The organism is Kitasatospora brasiliensis (assembly GCF_032654805.1).
Taxonomy (GTDB): domain Bacteria; phylum Actinomycetota; class Actinomycetes; order Streptomycetales; family Streptomycetaceae; genus Kitasatospora; species Kitasatospora brasiliensis.
The window spans coordinates 45331-63615 of record NZ_JAUOOW010000003.1; the positions used below are offsets into that span (position 1 = coordinate 45331).

Consider the following 18285-nt stretch of genomic DNA (forward strand, 5'->3'; position numbering starts at 1 on the left):
TCCACGTCGCCGGGACAACAACCGGAGACGAGGTCGAGAAGCCCACAGCAGAGCCCCCCAGGCTCCTGCCCAGGGCGCCGAGACCACGGGACGTGGCGCAGCTTGGTAGCGCACTTGACTGGGGGTCAAGGGGTCGCAGGTTCAAATCCTGTCGTCCCGACTTGCATAACTGCAGGTCGTAGGCCGTTTCCGCTTCTGGCGGGAGCGGCCTTTTTGATGTTCTGTCGGCTGGTGGTCGCAGTGTGGTCGCCGGGCCACATCGGCCAGGCGGTGGTCGGTTCGGTCTCTTGCGGCGTCTGATGGGCGGCCAGGCGGTGGTGGGGGCGCGGGTTCTGGTGCCATGGGCGGCGGGCGCGGCAGGCGGGCTCGCCGCGAACCGCGCGGTCCGCGGTGTTGAGGGTCCAGGAGATGGCGTCGACCGCCGCGCGGGCGGCGAGGTGCGTGAGCTCGGCGTAGATGTTCGCGGTGGTGGACAGGGTGCGGTGGCGCAGGGTCTTGGAGACGACTGGGAGCGGGACGCCTGCGGCCAGGGCGAAGCTGGCAGCGAGGTGGCGCAGGTCGTGCAGGGCGATGCGGGGGACGCCGGCCTTGTCGCAGAGCAGGTGGAAACGGTCGAGGACGGTCTTGGGATGGAGCGGACGGCCGTGGCGGTGGAAGACGTAGCCGCCGGCGGGGGTGATCTGGCCGAAGGCGCGTGACCCTGTTCGCTCGTCGAGGGCATCGACGACACGGTCGGACAGGGCAACCCAAGCGCGACTGCCCTTGGTCTTCGGAGCGGTGAGCAGGAGCTGGTTGTTGTCGATCGCGGAGAGCGTCGCGCGGATGAACAGGGTGCGCTCGGGCAGGTGGACGTCGTCCCAGCGCAGGGCCAGGACCTCGCCCTTGCGCATGCCGGTGCCGATCATCAGCTCAGCGAGGTCGGCATAAAGCGGGTCGACGAGATGGGTGAAGCGCAGGAAACGAGCCGCCTGCTCCTCGGTCCACAGGTGCCGTTCGGCTGCGGCGGGGCGCGAGATGAGCGGGGGCTTCGCGAGGTTGCGAGGGAGGCGTTCGCCGGTGACGGCGTCGCTGAGGGCGCTGGAGAGGGTGGACATGATCCGGTGGACGGTGACCCTGCCCCGGTGTCGGCGCAGCTGGTCGGTGACGAATGCGGCCAGGTGCTGGCGGGTGAGGTCGTCGAGAGGGATGGCGCCGAGGGCGGGGATGAGGTCCTGGGTGATGTAGTCGCGGTAGCGGGCGATCGTGGTGGGCTTGAGGTGGAGCTCCTTCTCGGCGAGCCAGCTGGTGAGGTAGTCGGCTGTGCTCTGCCTTGGGTCTGTGACGACGCCGAGGGGCAGGGACTCGTTGAAGCGCCTCAGCGCGATGCGAGCGTCGAGTTCGTCCGGGAAGCCGGAGCGGCGGATGGTGCGGCGGCGGCCGTCTGCAGAGGGAGCGTCGACAGCGAATGCCCAGCTGCCGTGGCGAGGGTCAGCGGCGAGGTGCGGGCAGCGGGTGCCGAGCTGGCGGTGGTGGTCGTCGCGGCAGCCGCAGCGCCGGTAGACGCGACCGCGGTCGGGTGAGGAACGCATGCTGATCGCCTCCGGAACGGAGCTTGTCCGGTCTCCAGTCTCCCGATGATGGCTCGCGACCACCACGCGACCGTCAGGGTCACTCCAGGGCTCTGACCAGGGGCATTCCCTTGGCAATCCGCAAAGGCCGCCACCGTGGTCGGCGTCTTCGCCCTCGGGATGAATCACCCCGAAATATGCTATATAGTGCAAACCTGAACCATCGGTACCGCCATCTCGGGCTCTGGCGCGGAACCACAGAAGAGGGCTGTGCTGTGTCGGACCGTGCTGAACCCATCCATGCGCGCATTGCGGAACTGGCTCGCCCGCAGCCGGGTGACCAGGTTGTCGACCTCGGGTGCGGTGCGGGGCCGACGCTGCGAGCGGTCAGTCGAATAGCGCCGGAAGCTGCTCTCATTGGACTCGACCGGTCCCCAGAGTTCCTGCGCCAGGCGGGCGCTACCCTGAAGGATCACGCCGGGGCAACGGCGACGATCGTTGCCGATCTTCGCGACCCCCTGCCGTGCACCGACGGCAGCGTGGACGTCGTCCTGTCGTACAACACCATCGAGTGCCTGCCGGACCCGCAGGCGATGCTGGCGGAGGTCGCACGAGTCCTGCGGCCGGGCGGTCGGGCGATCATCGCGCACGTCGACTTCGACTCCATGGTCATTGCCGGCGCGGACGCCGATCTCGACCGGCGGATCTGCCACGCGTTCGCCGACGATGCGCAGAGCTGGATGGACCACGCGGACGGCCGGATTGGTCGCAAGCTCGGGCTGCTTGTGGGCGGCAGTCCGCTAAGCCTTCTCCACGTAGAGCCCCTGCTGGTGTGGTCGACCGCGTTCACGGGACACGCGAAGGACCGGCTCGGGCAGATTCGGAAGGCGCTGTTGTCCGCGGCCAGGCACGGCCGCGGCACCGTCAGCCCCGAGGAGATTGAAGAGTGGTACGCCGCAGTGGGAGCGGCGGATCGCTCGGGCGGCTTCTTCTTCTCCGAGCTGGCGTTCATCGCTGTTGCGGAGCGCTCAAGGGTGCACCGTGGCGACAGCGCTGGGGGGTGCCAGGCTGGGGCGGGTATGCCGCCGGAGCGCGGGAGCCGGGTGCCAGACGGCTCGGTCGCAGCATGAAGCCGGCACGTCGGGCGCCCCGCAGGGACGGTAAGGCGCGTCGGTGCGGTGAGGTCTCTTACTGCCTCGCCGTGGGACAGCAGTAGGCAGGCGCGGTGATCGACCGCTGCCATGCGCCCGAATTAAATCCTCTCCGAAGTGTTGGCGAAGAAAGAGCCGTTCCTCTAATTGCGGAAACGAATTGCAGTCTTCGCCGGTGAAGTTAAATCGGACATGGGCCTGTCGGCAGAGAGGGCTCCCACCTGCTCGAATGTGGTCGGGTTCGCGCTTTGCGTCGAGTCGGTTGACGGACCTGCAGGCCGTGTCCTGTAATTGCGGAACGGCGCAGAGGAAATTCTTCATGGGGAGAGCCATGTCTGTCGACGTCCGGGTTGATCACGTGGTGGAGGTGCTCCGTGGGCGCCTCGCCGAGAACGATTCCGTACTCATGACCCGCCGAGATCTGACGAATACCTGGCGGGCGGCGGGCTTCAAGAGACTGGCGGAAGGCTGGACTGCTTCCCGCCCTGTCGAGAGGAGCACGCCCGAAGCCGGTGCCGATCCATTGGCCGAGCTGACGGCGGTGGCCCGGACTCGCCTGAGCAAGGGGCACGCCATGGAGCTTCAGCTCGCACTCGAAGAGAGCGGGATTCACTGCGAGCCGGCTCTTGGCCGTCTGGGCGCAGGCACCGACATCGTCCGCATCTACCGGAAGTGGCGCGTGCAGGAGTAGAAGGTGAGGTCCTGGCCCGATTCGCTGGGACTGCCTACGGTCCGGCGTCGTTGCCGAGAGCGGTAGCGGCGAAGGTGCACAGGGCGTTCACGGTGGTGCTGAGCGGGGTCGTGGTGTCCAGCGACAGCGCCGGCTGTTCGGGATCGGACCAGGACAGCTCCGGCGCGTCCGGTGCCGGGTTGGTTCGGTAGGCACGGACGGTGCGAAGGGCGTCGCGGGCGTGGCGCGCTGGTTCGGGTGCGTGGACGTGGATGAAGTGGAGGCGTTCTCCGAGGAGGTCTGCGGCGAGCTGTCGTTCCGCCTTGGTGGAGGTCACCAGGGTGACGATGCCGACTTGGTGTTGGCGGGCGGCGTGTGCGAGGGCGCGGATCGTGGCGATGCGGTCGGAGGGTGACCAGCCGAGATCTTGCAGGACACCGGTGGCACGCTCGACGTCCGCGTCGTAGAGCCCGCAGTCGGTGTCGTGCTCGGTGCGGAGGTAGTCGAGGAGGTGGCGGGCGAGGGTGGTCTTGCCGGATGCGGGCAGTCCGAGGAGCCAGAAGACGGCCGATGGCTGCAGTTGGTTCACGGGGCGTAACCCCATTTCTGGCACCAGGAGTTGAGCAGCGGCGGGATGTCGGCGACCGCAGGCGGCGGGGTGGCGGCCTGGACCTGTCCGGAGGCGATCTGGGGCGACCAGTCACCGATGCCGTAGACGAATGGGCCGTGGTCGTGGCGGCCGTAGTCGAGCATGCTCGGATCCCAGGAGATGCCGATGTGCTCGCACAGGGCCTTGCAGGTGGCTTCCGGATTGGCAGTGAGCTGCTCGTAGGTGACGTGGATGGTGCCCGGAAGGTTGGCGGCGGCTTCGTCGAGGGCGGTGGCGAACTTGTCGACGGTGACGGCCGCTTCGGCGAGGTCGTTGGCGTCGCCGGCGCGGCGGATGGAGTCGGCGATGGCGACCGGGTGCCGGCGCAGGACGATGTAGCGGGCCTGAGGCCAGCAGGCGGCGAGGCGTTGCCAGATGAACACGTTGCCCGGGGACTTCTCGACGAGAACGCTCTTGCGCGCTTCGGTGAGTTGGCGGTGCATCAGGCGGTCCCAGAGCAGGTGTTCGAGGTCGGTGGGGGCGAGGCCGAGGGTGTGCATGGACAGGTCCGTGAACTCGTCGTCGACGGTCACGGTGTAGCCGGCGAGATGGAGTTCGTGCGGGGCGTGGACATCGGGGTGGGAGCCGAGCAGGCAGCGCAGCAGGGTCGATCCGGAGCGGATCGGGGACAGAAGGAACACGGGCGAGGGGACGAGACGGTGGTCAGGCACCGAGTTCCTCCTTCACGGCGTGCTCGCGTTCGGCGAAGACACGCAGGCGGGTGGCGATGTCACGGCGGTAGTGGGCGGAACCGGGGGCGGTCTTCTCGTCGCAGTGGAAGACCCGGAGCGGGAGGCGGTGCAGGTAGCCGATGCCGGGGCCGGAGGGCTGGGCGAAGGTGTGGGAGAGCCAGTCCTCGTAGTTCATCCAGCGCTGGCCGTCGTCGTGGAACCGGTCGCCGGGGATGCCGCCGGCCGCGGCCATGACGGGGCGGGCCCGCCGGGTGTCGTAGATCAGGAAGTGGGAGGAGACACGGTTGACCGAGCGGGCGCGGTCGCTCAGCGGCGGGCTGACCTCTTCGAGCTTCCACTGCCAGCAGTCGTGGTCGTCGATGCGCTGGGCGAGCGCGAGCTGCGGGCACTGGTCGAACGTCTCGGCGACCTCGGCGAGGACATCGGTGGTGCTCGGGTCGCGGAAGGCGACGACGTCGCCTTCGATGGTGATCAGGAAGCGGCTCTTGTCGCTGACGAAGTGGGTGTGGATGTTGTTCGCCTGGTCACCGGAGGCCCGGTGGCGGGTGCGCCAGCGTAGCCGTACCTCGTCGAACCCCCAGGTGCTGTGGGCGAGTTCGACGATCTCCTCTGTCGGAGCGCTTTCTGTGCCGTCCACGACGAGCACCAGGTCGTATGGGTGGCGGGTGCCGCGGGTCAGGGCGTCCAGGGTGGTGGGGATGGTGCGGCGTAGGAGTTCGACGTCGCTGTGGACGAGGTAGGCGATCGTGAACGCGGGCGGATAGGTCACGGCGGTCACCAGCCCGCCGGTCCGGTCACGTCCGGCCCGGCGGTGCTGCTGGCCGGGTTCGCGGACGTCAACAGGGCGCGGAGGTCTTCCAGCATGCGGCCAGCGAGGTCGCGGGCGGCTTCGGTGATGTCTCGCTCGATTCCGTGCTCGATCTCGTCGGGGATGTGTGGGTGGCCCACGCACATTCCCATTGCCTGGTATTTGGCGCCGGTGCCGAGTCCGAGGCGGTCGGCGAGGTCCTGCAGCGCGAACAGGTCGAAGACGACCGTGCCGGCCCGGTACAAGCGGTCGGCGAAGGCGGCGGTGTAGTGGGAGATGAGGTCGCGCACCGCGGCGTGGTGCGCGGCCGGTAGGGCGGTCTGTTCGAGGGCTTCGGCGACCGGGGTGGGGAGGAAGACGAAGGCGCACCGGTAGAAGTCGGAGGTGCCGAGCATTCGGAAGCAGCCGGTGCGTTCGAGCAGGTCGACCATCTTCTGGAAGGTGGCCTGGCGGTCTTCGACGAGTCGGCCGATGCCGTCGACGCCTTGATGCTTCATCAGGGCCCAGAGCTTGAGCGATTCGAAGCCGCGGGAGCCGTAGAACGGGGTGATCAGTCCGAGGTCGAGGCAGTCGGGGTCGTGGGCGCGGTCCGGGTAGCGGGCGAAGCGGCCGAGCGCGGCGGGGTCGCGGAAGAGCACGTAGCTGGAGGGGTAGCTGACGAACAGGCCCTTGTGAGGGTCGAGGGCGATGGAGTCGGCGTTCTCGATGCCGGCGAGCCGCATCTTGAGCTTCTCGGAGAACAGCAGGCTGCCGCCGTGGCAGGCGTCCACGTGGAACCACACGTTGTGCAGCTCGCTGAGCTCGGCGAGTGCCTGCAGGTCGTCGATGCCGGTGGTGCGGCAGTTACCGGCGACGCCGACGACCATGAAGATCCGCTTTCCGGGAGGCGGCGAGGCCAGCAGGCGGGCGACGGAGTCGGGGTCGCTGGTGAAGTCCGGGGTGGCGTCCGCCCACAGGAGTCCGTCGGTTCCGAGGCCGAGGGCTTGGGCGGCGGCGAGGTAGGAGAAGTGCTCGACCCCGCCGGCGAGGAGGATCACCGGCTGCTCGGGAACGGCGCGCAGTCCGCTGCGGCGGACCTCGGGGTAGGTGTGGGTAAGGGCAGCGGCGATGGCTACGTGGTTGCTCATGTTCCCGCCGGAGGTCCACATCCCGCCGAGGCTGGCGAGCCCTTCGTAGTCGGCCAACGGGGTGACCGGGTAGCCGACAAGTTCCCGCAGCCAGGTGATCAGCTGGGCTTCGATCACGCTGGCGGCCGGCGCGCTGCGGTCGAAGGCGATCAGGTTCTGATTCAGGAAGGAGGCGACGATGTCGGCTGCGAGGGCGGCGATACTGTCGCCGGTGTCCGGGAACGCAAGATAGCGGGGGTCGGCCTGGGAGATCGACCAACTGGCGATCTCCGCCAGGGACTCCAGCAACTGCTCGTTGCCTGTCCCGGCCACGGGGACGGGCTCGGCGAAGCGGTCGATGAGTTGGCCGATCGTCGCGTGCCGCAGGACGAGGCCGTCCCTCAGCTCGCCCGAGGTGAAGTCGAGCCCGAGGTCGACCGCTCGGTGCAGCAGCGCGCGGCTGTTGTCCAGGGGCCGATGGCTCAGCAGGGCGGGCGGTTGGGCGTCAGACACGTCCGAACTCCATTCGATACACGCAGCCTTCGCACGACGGCCAGGAAGGGACCTGGGAGAGGAAGGAGCCCCGCAGGGCCGCGTACGGCTTCGAGGTCCAGATTTCGGCGATCGGCGCCTCGTGGATGTTGCCGAGCACGTTGCCCGGGGAGGACTCCATGTGGACACAGCACGGCGTGACGTCGCCGTCCTTGGTGATGTAGCTGGCGTCCCACGGCCACGGGCACACGGCGTGCGCGGCGGCGGGCGAGGCCAGGCGGGAGTAGTCGAAGATCGATAGTTGAAGGCCGCGTTCGTCGGCCCGGGTGAGACCGGCCTCCAACTGCGGGGCAACTTCCTGCGCGGGGAGCGCGAACAGGGACTCGGAGTTGAGGGTCTTGTCCTCGCCCCAGTGGTGCAGGCTCTCCACGCTGATGCGCGTGAGCCCGTGGTCGGCGACGAAGTCGATGATGGCGGGGAACTGCGCCAGGTTCGCCGAGGAGAGCGTTACTGCGGCGGACAGCCCCGTCTCCCGGCCCTCGGTCAGAGCAACTGCTCCGTGCAGGGCCCCGCTCAGCTGGCCGAGGCGAAGCCCGGACCGCATCCGTCCGAGGGTGGCGTCGTCCGCCCCGTCCACGCTGATCGCGATCAGCCCCAGTCCGGCGTCGAGGACAGGCTCGAGGCGTCGGCGCACGAGCAGGCCGTTGGTGTTTGTCGAGGTGAACACGGAGCGTTCGGTGCACGCCTGGACGTAGGCGGCGAAGTCGCGGACGATCAGTGCTTCACCCCCGCCGACGAACGAGACGTGGCCAAGTCCAGGCAGCTGCTCGAGGAGCGAGAGGAACGTCTCCAGCGACAGGTGCCGACCGCTGCTTTCGTGCACGGCGCGCAGGCAGCCGGCGCAGGCGAGGTTGCACAGGTCGGTGAGTTCGACCTGGAGGTACTGCGGTGTGGGTGTGGGTTGTCCGGGGACAAGTCCGTAGCGGTCGAAGTCGTCCGTGACGAGGAACTTTTGGAAGCGCTCTGGAACGACGATCAGGGACACAGGCTCGGGCATCACGCGGCCACCACCTTCCGGTAGACGGAGACGATCTCGTCGGCGAAGAGCTCGAACTCCTCTATGCGGTGACCCAAAGACGGCACCCGAGGTGCCTGGTGCCGGGACGCGGCGTCGAGTGCCCGCGTCCACGCGGCCGGATCCCGGTAGTCCTGGACCAGGTGGAGACCTGGTTCATCCGCGAGGTGGCGCATGGACGGCACGGCCGAGGACCACACCGGTACCCCCAACGCCCGCGCCTCGTGCGCGACCAGCGGATGGTTCTCCCACCACTGCGAGGGCACCAGCAACGCCCTGGCATCGGCCAGCACCGGCCCGACCTCGGTACGCGATACCCGCGGGAGCCAGCGCACCCGAGGATCGGCCGCGGCCAGGGATTGCATCCGCTCCTCGTGCGCCGTGTCGTCCGGCACGGTCGCGATCAACAGGGGGAGCTCGGTGTCGCTGGCACGGAAGCCGTCGAGGAGCAGGTGCAGTCCCTTCTCCGGAGAGCACCTGCCCAGGAATAGCAGGTACTGGCCGACCGCTCCTCCCGTGGCGAGTGGTGCCCAGGCGGAGGGCAGCCCGTAGCAGGCCCGGTCACGGACGACCTTGCCCAGATCGACGCCGGCCTTCGCCAACTCCGTTGCCTGGTGCGGCGTCTGCGTCCACAAAGCCCGTACTCGCTCGTTCAGCCAGGCCACGTTCCGCGCCCGCCAGCCCGCCACATCCCCGACTGCTTCCCACGGCGCTTCGAGGCAGCCGAGGCAGTCCCGGGAGGCCGCGGTGGCGGTGCACTGCGTGCCGGTGGATCGGACGACGAGCTGATGGTCGGGGCACACCGCGGTGTAGTCGGTCAGGGTGGCGACGACCGGCACCCCGTGCAGGGACGGCGCGTCGAGGAACTTCAGCCCGGTGCGGCTGAAGTGCAGCACGTGGACGAGATCCACAGGGGACCGCGTCGCGAGGAGCTGTTCGACGCGCCTGGCCTGCTCCGCCTCCTGGACGCGCCACCTGACCGGGTACTCGTCGGTGAAGACCGCCGGCAGGCTCAGGTATTCGTCGGCAGTGCGCTGGTGCGACGGTGGTGGATCACCTGCAGCGAGCCAACTGACGTGCAACCCGCGGGCCTTCAGTGCCCGGGCCACGTCGTCGGCCAGGATCTCCGTCCCGCCGGCGTTGTCGCCCGCAAACCGGTGCGTGGTCAAAAGGATGCGCACGAGCCACCCCCTCAGCAGGTGTTGCCCTGGAGACCGGCCCATCGGCCGATCGGTGTGAGGCCCGCGGGCATGCGGCCGTTCACGCCGGCCGCACCGGGTCGTCCCGCATCTTCCGGCCCGGAGAGGCGAAGTCGCCCGAGGCCGGTGCGGTCGAGCACGGCGAACGGCTCGTGGAGCGTGAGAGCGGTCCAGCCGCCGTCCTCGAAGTCCACGAGCACGTTCACCCCGAGGCCGGCCTCCGCGTCACCGTCCGCGGGCAGCGGCACGCGCAGTCGAACCTCCGCCCCCGCCCAGGACAGGTCGACATCGACGGCGTCCTCCCAGCCAGGGGCGGGGCGCGGAATCCGCCGGAAGCGCTCTGCGGGAGCGTCGAGCCACCAGGCGCCGTCACGGGTGCACCGCAACTGCCGCTCGCCAGGCCATTGCTGGGCGGCAAGGTCGTGCAGGGTGAAGGCGCCGGGGCCCAGCGGCTGCAGACGGACGCGGACACCGCGCACAGCGTCCGGCTGGCTGCCGAGGTCCAGCCGGACCTCCAGCCCGCCGTCCGCCGAGGCGAGTGAAGCGGACAGGCCGTCCGGATTCACGAGCCCGCCGCGCACCCGGCCTGGCCCGCCGAGTGCGATGGCCGCCTGCTCCTCGGCCGGGGCTGGGTGCAGGCGGGCAGCCGGCAGGTAGGCGGTCTCGGGAGCGGCGGCGAGCGCCTCGTCCGTGAGCCCGTACGGGGACGGCAGGGCGTCCAGCACCTCGGGGTGCTGCTCTCGGAGTGTGACGACGAGGCGCACCGCCAGATCGGTGATGAACCGGATCAGGTCGCACTTCACCTCGTCGGGCTTGGCGATGTCCCCGTTGACCAGGACCGCCTGGTAGTAGCAGCCCCCGCCGCAGACGTACCGCGAAGGGCAGGACGAGCACACGTCGCGGTCGTCGACCACCAGGTCGAGGTACTTGCGCCGTTCGCTGTCCTCGACGCCGGTGGTGGCGTGCCCGATGTGCCAGCCGGACTTGCCGATGAAGTGCGCGCAGGGGTAGAGGTTGCCGTTGGTGTCCAGGTAGGTGCCGCTCTTGCCGGCCCCGCACCGGTAGACCTGTGCTGCCCGGTCCTTCACGCGGTAGAAGAACCGCATGAAGAAGTCCTCGGAGTTCAGCGCGAGCAGCCGGGCCAGGATGCCCTCCGGCGGCTGGGCGAGGATGTGCTCCACGAGGTCGGAGTAGCCCTGCCGGAAGCGCGGCAGCGTCTTGGCGTTGAGGGCGTACTCCTTGTCGTAGGTGGCGTTCACCGGCTTCATGTAGATGTTGCGGGCGCCGACGTCCTCGAAGAGGTGCCGGAAGATCGCGGTGAAGTCGGTGCAGTACGCGGTGAGGACCGCGGAGACGCCCATGTCGGGGTGGCGGGCGAGCACCCGGTCCAGGACGGAGCGCACGTGGTCGTACGTGCCGCCGCGCCCGTTGGTGTAGAAGCGGACCCGGTCGTGGACATCCTTCGGGCCGTCGAGGCTGATGTCCTGGGGCGGGCCGAGCTTGTCGGCGAGTTCCGGGGTCATCGACAGGGTCGCGTTGGTGACCATGGGCCCGGCCCACACGACGCTGACCGGCGAGTCGGCGAGGCCCTCCTCGACCATGGCGTGGACTTGGTCGTGCATGTGGCGCACCAGCATGGTCTCGCCGGCCAGGCCGAAGTCGACGCGGCTGTAGCGCGCGTCCTCCTCGACGAGCCGCTTGCGGTGAGTCGCGAGGCCCTGCATCACGGTCTCGAGCGGGATCGTGACGGGCTTGCCGTCGGCGTGCACCCGGTCACGGAACGAGCAGTAGCTGCAGCCCATGTTGCAGGTGTCGGTCAGGGAGAGCTGAGCCTGCGGGTAGGCCTCGCGGTAGGCCGTGATCTGGTGGACCGGTTCCAGGTCGCCGCAGGGGCACGGCTGGTTCGGGGCGGTGATCTGACCGCCGCGGACGTGGAAGACGTAGCCGTCGGCGAAGGAGACGTGCAGGGCATCGCTGGTGGAGCGTGTAATCGCGTCGCTGATCACGGTTGACCTCTCAGGCTGAGATGGCGCGGATCGGGGCGGAACGGGAGATCATGAGGGTCGGGGACCAGGCAGCCCGAGTTGTTGGCGCAGCCGGTCGAGCCGTCCGGCGAGCCGGGAGTACTCGCGCTCCGCATGGCCGTCGGCCGGTTGAGATGGGTCGGCAGCCTCCCGCAGGGCGAACGTCTCCTGGATGAGGTCGCGCAGCTCGACGGCCTCGCGGTCGCCGATCAGCCCGGGCAGGACGGACAGCTGCTGCTCCAGCGTCACAGGCCGTGGAGGCAGTGCGGGGGTGGCGAAAACGAGCCGCGCCAGCGCGGCGCGGGACTCGAACCAGAGGTACTTGGCGGTGTGCTCGCGGCCCTTCTCCTCGTACTGGCTTGGTCGGTCAAGTGCGTAGGCAGAGGGGCCAGACAGGAAGGCTGCGGTCCAGCCCGGGTCGTGGTGTGCGGAGCCGGGCCGGCGGAGCTCGAACCCTTCGTGCAGGTCCCGGCTCACGCGGCCGTCAGCGCTGACGAGGTCGCGCTCGACCGGCCGCGCGGCGGACCCCTCCGCAGCCAGCCCGAGGCAGCCGAGCGCCTCGATCACCAGATCCTCCGCTGGCCGATGCCCGACAGGGAATTCGGCGGAGCTCAGCTCGAAGTCGACGTCACTGCTGAGACCCAGGACCCCCTGAGCACACGAACCGCGCAGGAGGAGATCCAGATCCTCGCGCCCCAGGACGGCCAGAACGACACGGGCAAGGCGGCTGGTGACCTCCTCGGCGACCTCGGCTCGCTCACAGGCCGCTGCCCACCCGCTCGTGGATGCCAACCCGGTCAGACGCCGCGCAAGCTGCCGTAGCGGCTGGGTCTCACTCGGAAGTTCGCCTTCGGCGGCGGAGAAAAGCGCGAGCACCCAACCCAGCTGAAGCGTATCCAGGCCGGAGCCGGTCGGCCGGGGACGCTCCACCAAAGCGTGCAGCTGCCCGAGCAGGGCCGCGTAGGCGGCGTCCCCGAGCTGCTTTCGCAGCCGCGCGGTCAGCACGGTGTGGAAGACGCCGAGCTGCGGTGGAAGGACGTCCTCGGCGAGGTGGCCCAGGTCGGCCGCGCTGGCCGGCGCAGCTTCGGGGAGCGGGAGCTCGCTGGCCAGCGTCGCCTCGATGCCGTGCCGGCGGACCTCGTGCCGCGACGTACCCGGAAGCAGCCAGGCCGCCAGAGTGGCCTCGAAGCTGTCCAGCTCGGGTTCGCCGCAGGGCGCGGAAGCAGGGAAGCGTTCCCTGAGCCGTAAGTCCTCCCCGAAGAGGTCCGACCAGGCGATGTCCCACTTCATCAAGGTCAGCCGGTCAGGTGCGGCGCTGGCCGGAACGAGGAGTGCGTCCTCCCAGTCGATCAGGACCGTCCGGCCGCCGTAGCAGAACATGTTCCGAGGGATGCACCCGGATGCTTCGACGCCGCGAGCGAGCAGCGCCACGAGGAGTTCCGCGACCGCCTCGGCGGACAGTCCCAAGGCAGCAGCCGACGGCGCGGACAACGGAGTGCCAAGGTAGGGGGACACCAACGCGGCCCTGCGGCCGGGAAGGTGGACCACTTCGGGCACACACACCGTCACAGCCCCGAAGCCGGTGCTCACCAGCCCGCTCAGGCGTAACGCAGCCTCAGCAGCCAGGCGCCGCTCGGAGAGCGCTGCCTCCGCGGAGCGGAGCTTCGCGACGACATCGCGCCCCTGATGGCGCAACCGGCGCACCAGCCCGCTGACATCGACGAATCCAGGGTGCTCGAAAGCCATTCCCTGGCCCGGCACATCGAACGCCCGCTGGACCGACACCGCGAGACCCTGCGAATCACCTGCACCCATCAACAAGCCGCTCACCTCGCTCCCCTCCCGAGCGCCGCATGCAGACTTGCCACCGTAGCCGCTCGGTCACGTTGTGTTCGATCGAATTATCGGATCCGCCGAACGGCTGTTGCCGGACGCCGCTGATGGCAAGCGGAATGAGTGGTGCGATTTGCTGATGATCAATCAATGCAGCTGGTGTGATGGATCGTTCGGTGGGCGTTGGGCCGGGCAGAGGATGCTCTGGGCCCGGGGTTAATGAGTCCGCCGGCCGAGAGGGCGTGGGATACTCAAGCTGCGGCGCCGACCGTCCTGGGGGTGCCGCGAGTGTTCGACTCCGTGCGGCTCGTTCACGGCTCCGCCTTCTCACAGAAGTGGTCTCTCCTTCTATGGCTACGGTCCTCTCCATCGCTGACGCAGTGCAGCAGCGCTTCACGCAGGCGCTGGCCACCGCGTTCCCCGACGCCGCGGATAGCGACCCCCAGCTGCGACGTAGCGACCGAGCGGACTTCCAGGCCAACGGCATCATGAGCCTCGCCAAGCCCCTGCGGGCCAACCCGCGCGAGGTCGCCGCGCGCGTCCTCGAGAACCTGGCCGCAGATGAGGTGATCGCGAGCCTGGAGGTCTCAGGGCCGGGCTTCATCAACGTCACCGTCACGGACGCCGCGATCCTCGACCGGCTGGCCGCCCGCGCGGCGGACACCCGCCTGGGCGTCGGCAGCACCGCCGAACCCGGGGTCACGGTGATCGACTACAGCCAGCCGAACATCGCCAAGGAGATGCACGTCGGCCACCTGCGCTCGACGATCATCGGCGACGCCCTGGTCCGGACCCTGGAGTTCTCCGGCGAGAAGGTCATCAAGCGCAACCACCTCGGCGACTGGGGCACCCAGTTCGGCATGCTCATCCAGTACCTCGTCGAACACCCCCACAAGCTGGACGAGGGCACCGAGCCGGCCGAATCCGGTCCGTCGATGTCCCGCCTCAACCGCCTCTACAAGGCATCGCGCGCCCTGTTCGACAGCGACACCGAATTCGCCGACCGGTCCCGTCGGCGCGTCGTCGACCTCCAGGCCGGCGACGCCGAGACCGTCGCCTCCTGGCAGCGCATGGTCGACGAATCGAAGCTGTACTTCGAAGCCGTCTACGCGAACCTCGACGTCCTCCTCGAAGACACCGACGCCATCGGCGAGAGCTACTACAACCACATGCTCGCCGACGTCTGCGCCGACCTCGAAGCCTCCGGCGTCGCCGTCCGCTCCGACGGCGCGCTGTGCGTCTTCTTCGACGACATCAAGGGCCCCGACGGCGAGCCGACCCCGCTCATCGTCCAGAAGAGCGACGGCGGCTACGGCTACGCCACCACCGACCTCGCAGCCATCCGCGACCGCGTCGGGATGCTCGGCGCCGACCAGCTCCTCTACGTCGTCGACAGCCGCCAGGCCCTCCACTTCCAGATGGTCTTCGAGACCGCCCGGCGCGCCGGCTGGCTCCCCGCAGGCGTCCGCGCCCTGCACCTGCCGTTCGGCACCGTCCTCGGCAAGGACGGCAAGCCCTTCAAGACCCGCTCCGGCGAGACGGTCCGACTGATGGACCTCCTCGACGAAGCCGTCGACCGGGCCCGCACCGTCGTCGCCGAGAAGAGCCCCCAACTCGGCAACGAGGAACTCGAGGACCGGGCACGGCAGGTCGGCATCGGCGCGGTCAAGTACGCCGATCTGTCGACCTCCCGCACCCGCGACTACGTCTTCGACACCGATCGCATGGTCTCCCTCAACGGCGACACCGGCGCCTACCTCCAGTACGCCTACGCCCGCATCCAGTCCATCCTGCGTAAGGCCCCCGAAGACGTCACGCCAGCCGCCCACCAGGACCTGACCCTGGAGCCGGCCGAGCGCGCCCTCGGCCTCCTCCTCGACGAGTTCGGCGCCACCATCGGCCTCGTCTCGGAGACCTTCGAGCCCCACCGCCTCTGCGCCTACCTGCACAGCCTGGCGTCGGCGTACACCACGTTCTACGAGCACTGCCCCGTCCTCAAGGCACCCAGCCCCGAGCTCATGGAGACCCGCCTGCTGCTCTGCCAGCTCACTGGCCAGACCCTCCGCCAGGGCATGGACCTCCTCGGCATCGGGACGCCAGAGCGGCTGTAGCTCTGGGCGAGCTTCGGGGCGGGCAGATATCACCTGCCCGCCCCGAAGGTGCGTTCGCGCCTGTGGTCAGGCTATCCCGCAGCCCTTGGGATTCGGGAAGCCCCGGAATCCCAAGGGGAGGTGCCTGCGATGTCTATCGACCCCGGTTGAGGGCTATCGGCAGTTCAGCAGTGTCCCCGGCTCAGAGCCCGAGCCAGGGGGCGAGCGAGTCCCAGGCCATACCGCACAGCCGCTGGGAGCGCTCGCGCACGAATTCGACGGTCCAGTCCTCCTCGCGCTCCGCGAGGGCTGCAACCAGAGGCAGATAGCGTGCTCGGCGGATGATGGCCTCCGCCCCTTCGCCGATTTCGATGCCCTCGTGGGCCGCCTGCGCGAGCGTCTTTTCCGCCTCCTCGACAGTCGTCGCGGAGAGCGCCCGGAACATCAGCCGCTTGATCGGCCACGAGCGCTGATGGGCGGAGGAGTTCTCGACCCTGGGAAGCAGCGTCAGGTTCCCCAGCATGTGGACGGTGTTCGACTCGTCATAGAGCCTTCCCTCCCACCCGCTCGCACCGGACCCCTTTGGGGCCACATGCTCGATCGTGGAGAACGCCTCGTCATGCCAGCGCTCCAGATTGAGGGTGCTCAGGACTCCCTGCCTGCCGATCGTGACCAGGCCGGGCCGCTCCCCGTCGGGAGTCGAGTCGTTGGAGGCCGCGAGGAGCAGGAGCTTGGTGAGCTGCCGCGAGCTCGAGTAGACAGGGATCTCGGCCGCGCGTGCCACCCATCGGTCCTTCTCGCCGAGCCCCTCCTCCTGGAGCTGTTGGCGGAAGTAGGCCAACAGCTCCTCGATCGGGGGAACCTCGGTGAGCTGCCGGCCGAACCGCATGAACCGCGGCGCACCTTCGTTGGATGCCGGGAGGCCCATGAGCTTGCGGTACTTGTTGTCGATGCCATTGGTGCTGCCGAAAGCGCCTCGCCAGAGGCCGTAGAAGGCGCCGCAGGCTCGGACGGCGGTGAGGAACTGACGGGCCCGCTCGTCGATGTTGTCCTGCGCCAGCCGGTGCGAAGCGTAGTACCGGGTGAGCGGCGCGACCACGATCTCGTGCTTGGCCTCGCTAAGCACCTGGGCACACAATGCAGCCTGCTTTCGCAGCGCGTCATCCGTGCATTCCGGCAACTTGTCCGGCTGAGCCCACGGGCCGGAGACGAACTTGGTGACCTGGGCCAGCGCCTGCAGGAAGACCCGCCGCTCGGACTGGCCGGCCTCCTTGTCGAACGAGGTGCGCAGGTAGTGACGCTGCTCGCTGAGGCGCTTGCTGAGCCGGGTTCCGTCATTGAGCAGAGCGAACGGGATGAGGATGTTGTCCGTTGCGGTCTGCCGCTTGTCAGCGGATGACGCACCCTGTGCATCGAGGTACTTCTCGATGGTGTCGAAGTGGTTGTACGACTCCGAGTCGTGCCACTCCTTGAGCGGCTCGTTCTTGATGGCCTTGGGCTTGAACGTCTCGATCGCGGTGAGCGGCTGCCCAGTGGTGTTCAGCGCTTCGAACATGTCGAAGCCGTAGTCCTCGTGCTTGGACGTCACGACCGCCACGGTCACGCGGTTGAGCAGGTAGTTGGCGAAGACGATCAGCCGGAGAAGAGCCCCCAGACGGTCGTCTTCCCGTGCCGCGTCGATCACGTAGTCGGGGAAAGGACTGTTGAACAGGCCCTCCTGGAGGATCTTGGAGTCCACCATGGCCTGAGCGGAGGGGAGCTCGGCCTCGTCTTCCCGGGCCTGCCGCGACAGCGAGACGGCCTGGCGCAGCGTGCGACGGATGAGGACGCGCGTGAGCTCGAGATGCCTGTGAGCCTGGGCGTTGGCGTCCTCGGCCTCGCCCTCGACGAAGGGAACGTGCTTGTAGTCCTGGGAGATCGGCTCGTCGCGGCGGAACTTGCCGTACTGGTGCAGGTAGTACCCGATCGGGGATTCGTACTGCGCTTCGCCCTTATTGCGGGACCACACGTCGTGGAACGAGCGGATCATGCGAGGGTAGAAACGGAAGCCGCCCTCGCCGTAGCGCATATCCTCCTCGAAGGTGTCGGTGAGACGGACCGTCACATCGACTGCCTGGTTGAAACACCAGTCTCGGGCCTCACCCCCGTTCTTGGGGAGCCGATTCGCGCGAAGGCTGATCTCTTCGTGCAGGACAGTGGTCAGCAGGAGAAGGGTGGTCATCCGCTGCTGGCCGTCGATGATGCTCATGACCTTCGCGGGCACCATCGGTCGGTGGATCGGATCCACGGTGCTGTACTGAAGGTCGCGCAGTGCGATTACCGAGCCGATGAAGCAGATCGACTCCGGGAACTTAGTGATCTGCTCCACACCGTGGGCGACGTCAGCGATGAGGCGCTTGACCTTGTTGGACTCCCAGCTGTATGCACGCTGGTACGGCGGGATATAGAGCCCCTGCCCGGTTTCACTGAGGTACTGCGCCACGGTGTAGGGGGCGGCGTCAAAGATTTCTCGGGTTTCCAAATGAAGCTCCCGTGCATTTCGCGGTTCCGTTTGCCAGCCAGGCTCTCTTCGCGCGTTTATCGCGGCTTTTCGGTTCCTCGGCTAACGCCGGGCAGCCTGCAACCCGGCGTCGCTGGAACACTTCACAGCTGCTGCGGTTCCTGCCGGCCCCCTCGCCCCGTGTCCCCGGATAAGGACACCTCTGCGTCCAACCGTCCCCCTCGGCGTATCCAACCCTGACCGTCGCGGCCTGCCGCTAATGGGTAGTCCACGACCAGCGATCACCCTAGACCGAGCGACTGACAAGCATCAGTTCCTCTCGGAAAATCGCATACAAAAAACCGGGCATATCTGACATATGCCCCAAAATTTCCATGACTTGATTGCGGTGCGCCGTTAGGGCGCTCGACAGGAGAGTGGCGCACCGTGTCCGGCCCGGGCGGTTTGCG

General features: G+C 68.4%; 13 protein-coding genes and 1 tRNA gene. 4 read left to right on the plus strand and 10 right to left on the minus strand.

Annotated features, from left to right (window positions below):
- The first annotated feature begins 86 nt into the window (after positions 1-86).
- Positions 87-160: transfer RNA gene (locus QWJ13_RS13145), tRNA-Pro, on the plus strand.
- Here QWJ13_RS13145 and QWJ13_RS13150 read toward each other — a convergent pair.
- Positions 126-1568 (minus strand): tyrosine-type recombinase/integrase, encoded by a 1443-nt coding sequence (locus tag QWJ13_RS13150; protein ID WP_316524083.1) that lies wholly within the window; start codon positions 1566-1568, stop codon positions 126-128. The two genes, QWJ13_RS13145 and QWJ13_RS13150, sit on opposite strands and share 35 nt — an antisense overlap.
- A gap of 254 nt (positions 1569-1822) precedes the next feature.
- Between QWJ13_RS13150 and QWJ13_RS13155 the strand changes: the two genes are divergently transcribed.
- Both QWJ13_RS13155 and QWJ13_RS13160 read left to right on the plus strand, forming a co-directional pair.
- Positions 1823-2677 (plus strand): methyltransferase domain-containing protein, encoded by an 855-nt coding sequence (locus QWJ13_RS13155; RefSeq protein WP_316524086.1) that lies wholly within the window; start codon positions 1823-1825, stop codon positions 2675-2677.
- 352 nt (positions 2678-3029) lie between these two features.
- Positions 3030-3389 (plus strand): hypothetical protein, encoded by a 360-nt coding sequence (locus QWJ13_RS13160; protein ID WP_316524088.1) that lies wholly within the window; start codon positions 3030-3032, stop codon positions 3387-3389.
- Positions 3390-3423: 34 nt separating this feature from the next.
- On the opposite strand, the gene QWJ13_RS13165 is transcribed toward QWJ13_RS13160, so the two are convergent.
- Genes QWJ13_RS13165 through QWJ13_RS13200 form a run of 8 tightly spaced genes read right to left on the minus strand, consistent with a single transcriptional unit; the run spans position 3424 to position 13243 of the window.
- Positions 3424-3957, minus strand: a complete 534-nt coding sequence (locus QWJ13_RS13165; protein ID WP_316524090.1) for an adenylyl-sulfate kinase — start codon at positions 3955-3957, stop codon at positions 3424-3426.
- Positions 3954-4688, minus strand: coding sequence for a sulfotransferase family protein (locus tag QWJ13_RS13170; protein WP_316524092.1), 735 nt, complete (start codon positions 4686-4688; stop codon positions 3954-3956). Before QWJ13_RS13170 ends, QWJ13_RS13165 begins: the two co-directional genes overlap by 4 nt.
- Positions 4681-5478 (minus strand): hypothetical protein, encoded by a 798-nt coding sequence (locus QWJ13_RS13175; protein WP_316524093.1) that lies wholly within the window; start codon positions 5476-5478, stop codon positions 4681-4683. Before QWJ13_RS13175 ends, QWJ13_RS13170 begins: the two co-directional genes overlap by 8 nt.
- A gap of 5 nt (positions 5479-5483) precedes the next feature.
- A complete protein-coding gene (locus tag QWJ13_RS13180; RefSeq protein ID WP_316524095.1) occupies positions 5484-7136 on the minus strand; it encodes a pyridoxal phosphate-dependent decarboxylase family protein in 1653 nt (550 codons plus the stop codon).
- Complete coding sequence (locus tag QWJ13_RS13185) at positions 7129-8160, minus strand: radical SAM protein (RefSeq protein WP_316524097.1); 1032 nt, start codon at positions 8158-8160, stop codon at positions 7129-7131. Before QWJ13_RS13185 ends, QWJ13_RS13180 begins: the two co-directional genes overlap by 8 nt.
- A gap of 11 nt (positions 8161-8171) precedes the next feature.
- Positions 8172-9371, minus strand: a complete 1200-nt coding sequence (locus QWJ13_RS13190) for a glycosyltransferase (protein WP_316524099.1) — start codon at positions 9369-9371, stop codon at positions 8172-8174.
- Between the two features lie 11 nt (positions 9372-9382).
- Positions 9383-11395, minus strand: a complete 2013-nt coding sequence (locus tag QWJ13_RS13195; protein ID WP_316524102.1) for a radical SAM/SPASM domain-containing protein — start codon at positions 11393-11395, stop codon at positions 9383-9385.
- Between the two features lie 48 nt (positions 11396-11443).
- Positions 11444-13243 (minus strand): hypothetical protein, encoded by a 1800-nt coding sequence (locus QWJ13_RS13200; protein ID WP_316524104.1) that lies wholly within the window; start codon positions 13241-13243, stop codon positions 11444-11446.
- 353 nt (positions 13244-13596) lie between these two features.
- Between QWJ13_RS13200 and argS the strand changes: the two genes are divergently transcribed.
- Positions 13597-15357 carry an arginine--tRNA ligase gene (gene argS / locus QWJ13_RS13205; protein WP_316524106.1) on the plus strand — a complete coding sequence of 587 codons (1761 nt, stop codon included), beginning with the start codon at positions 13597-13599 and terminating at the stop codon, positions 15355-15357.
- A 181-nt stretch (positions 15358-15538) separates the two neighbouring features.
- Here the strand turns inward: argS and QWJ13_RS13210 are convergent, their stop codons facing one another.
- The gene (locus QWJ13_RS13210; protein ID WP_316524108.1) at positions 15539-17857 is read right to left on the minus strand and encodes a GmrSD restriction endonuclease domain-containing protein; all 2319 of its coding nucleotides are present in this window, start codon (positions 17855-17857) and stop codon (positions 15539-15541) included.
- Between the last annotated feature and the right edge of the window lie 428 nt (positions 17858-18285).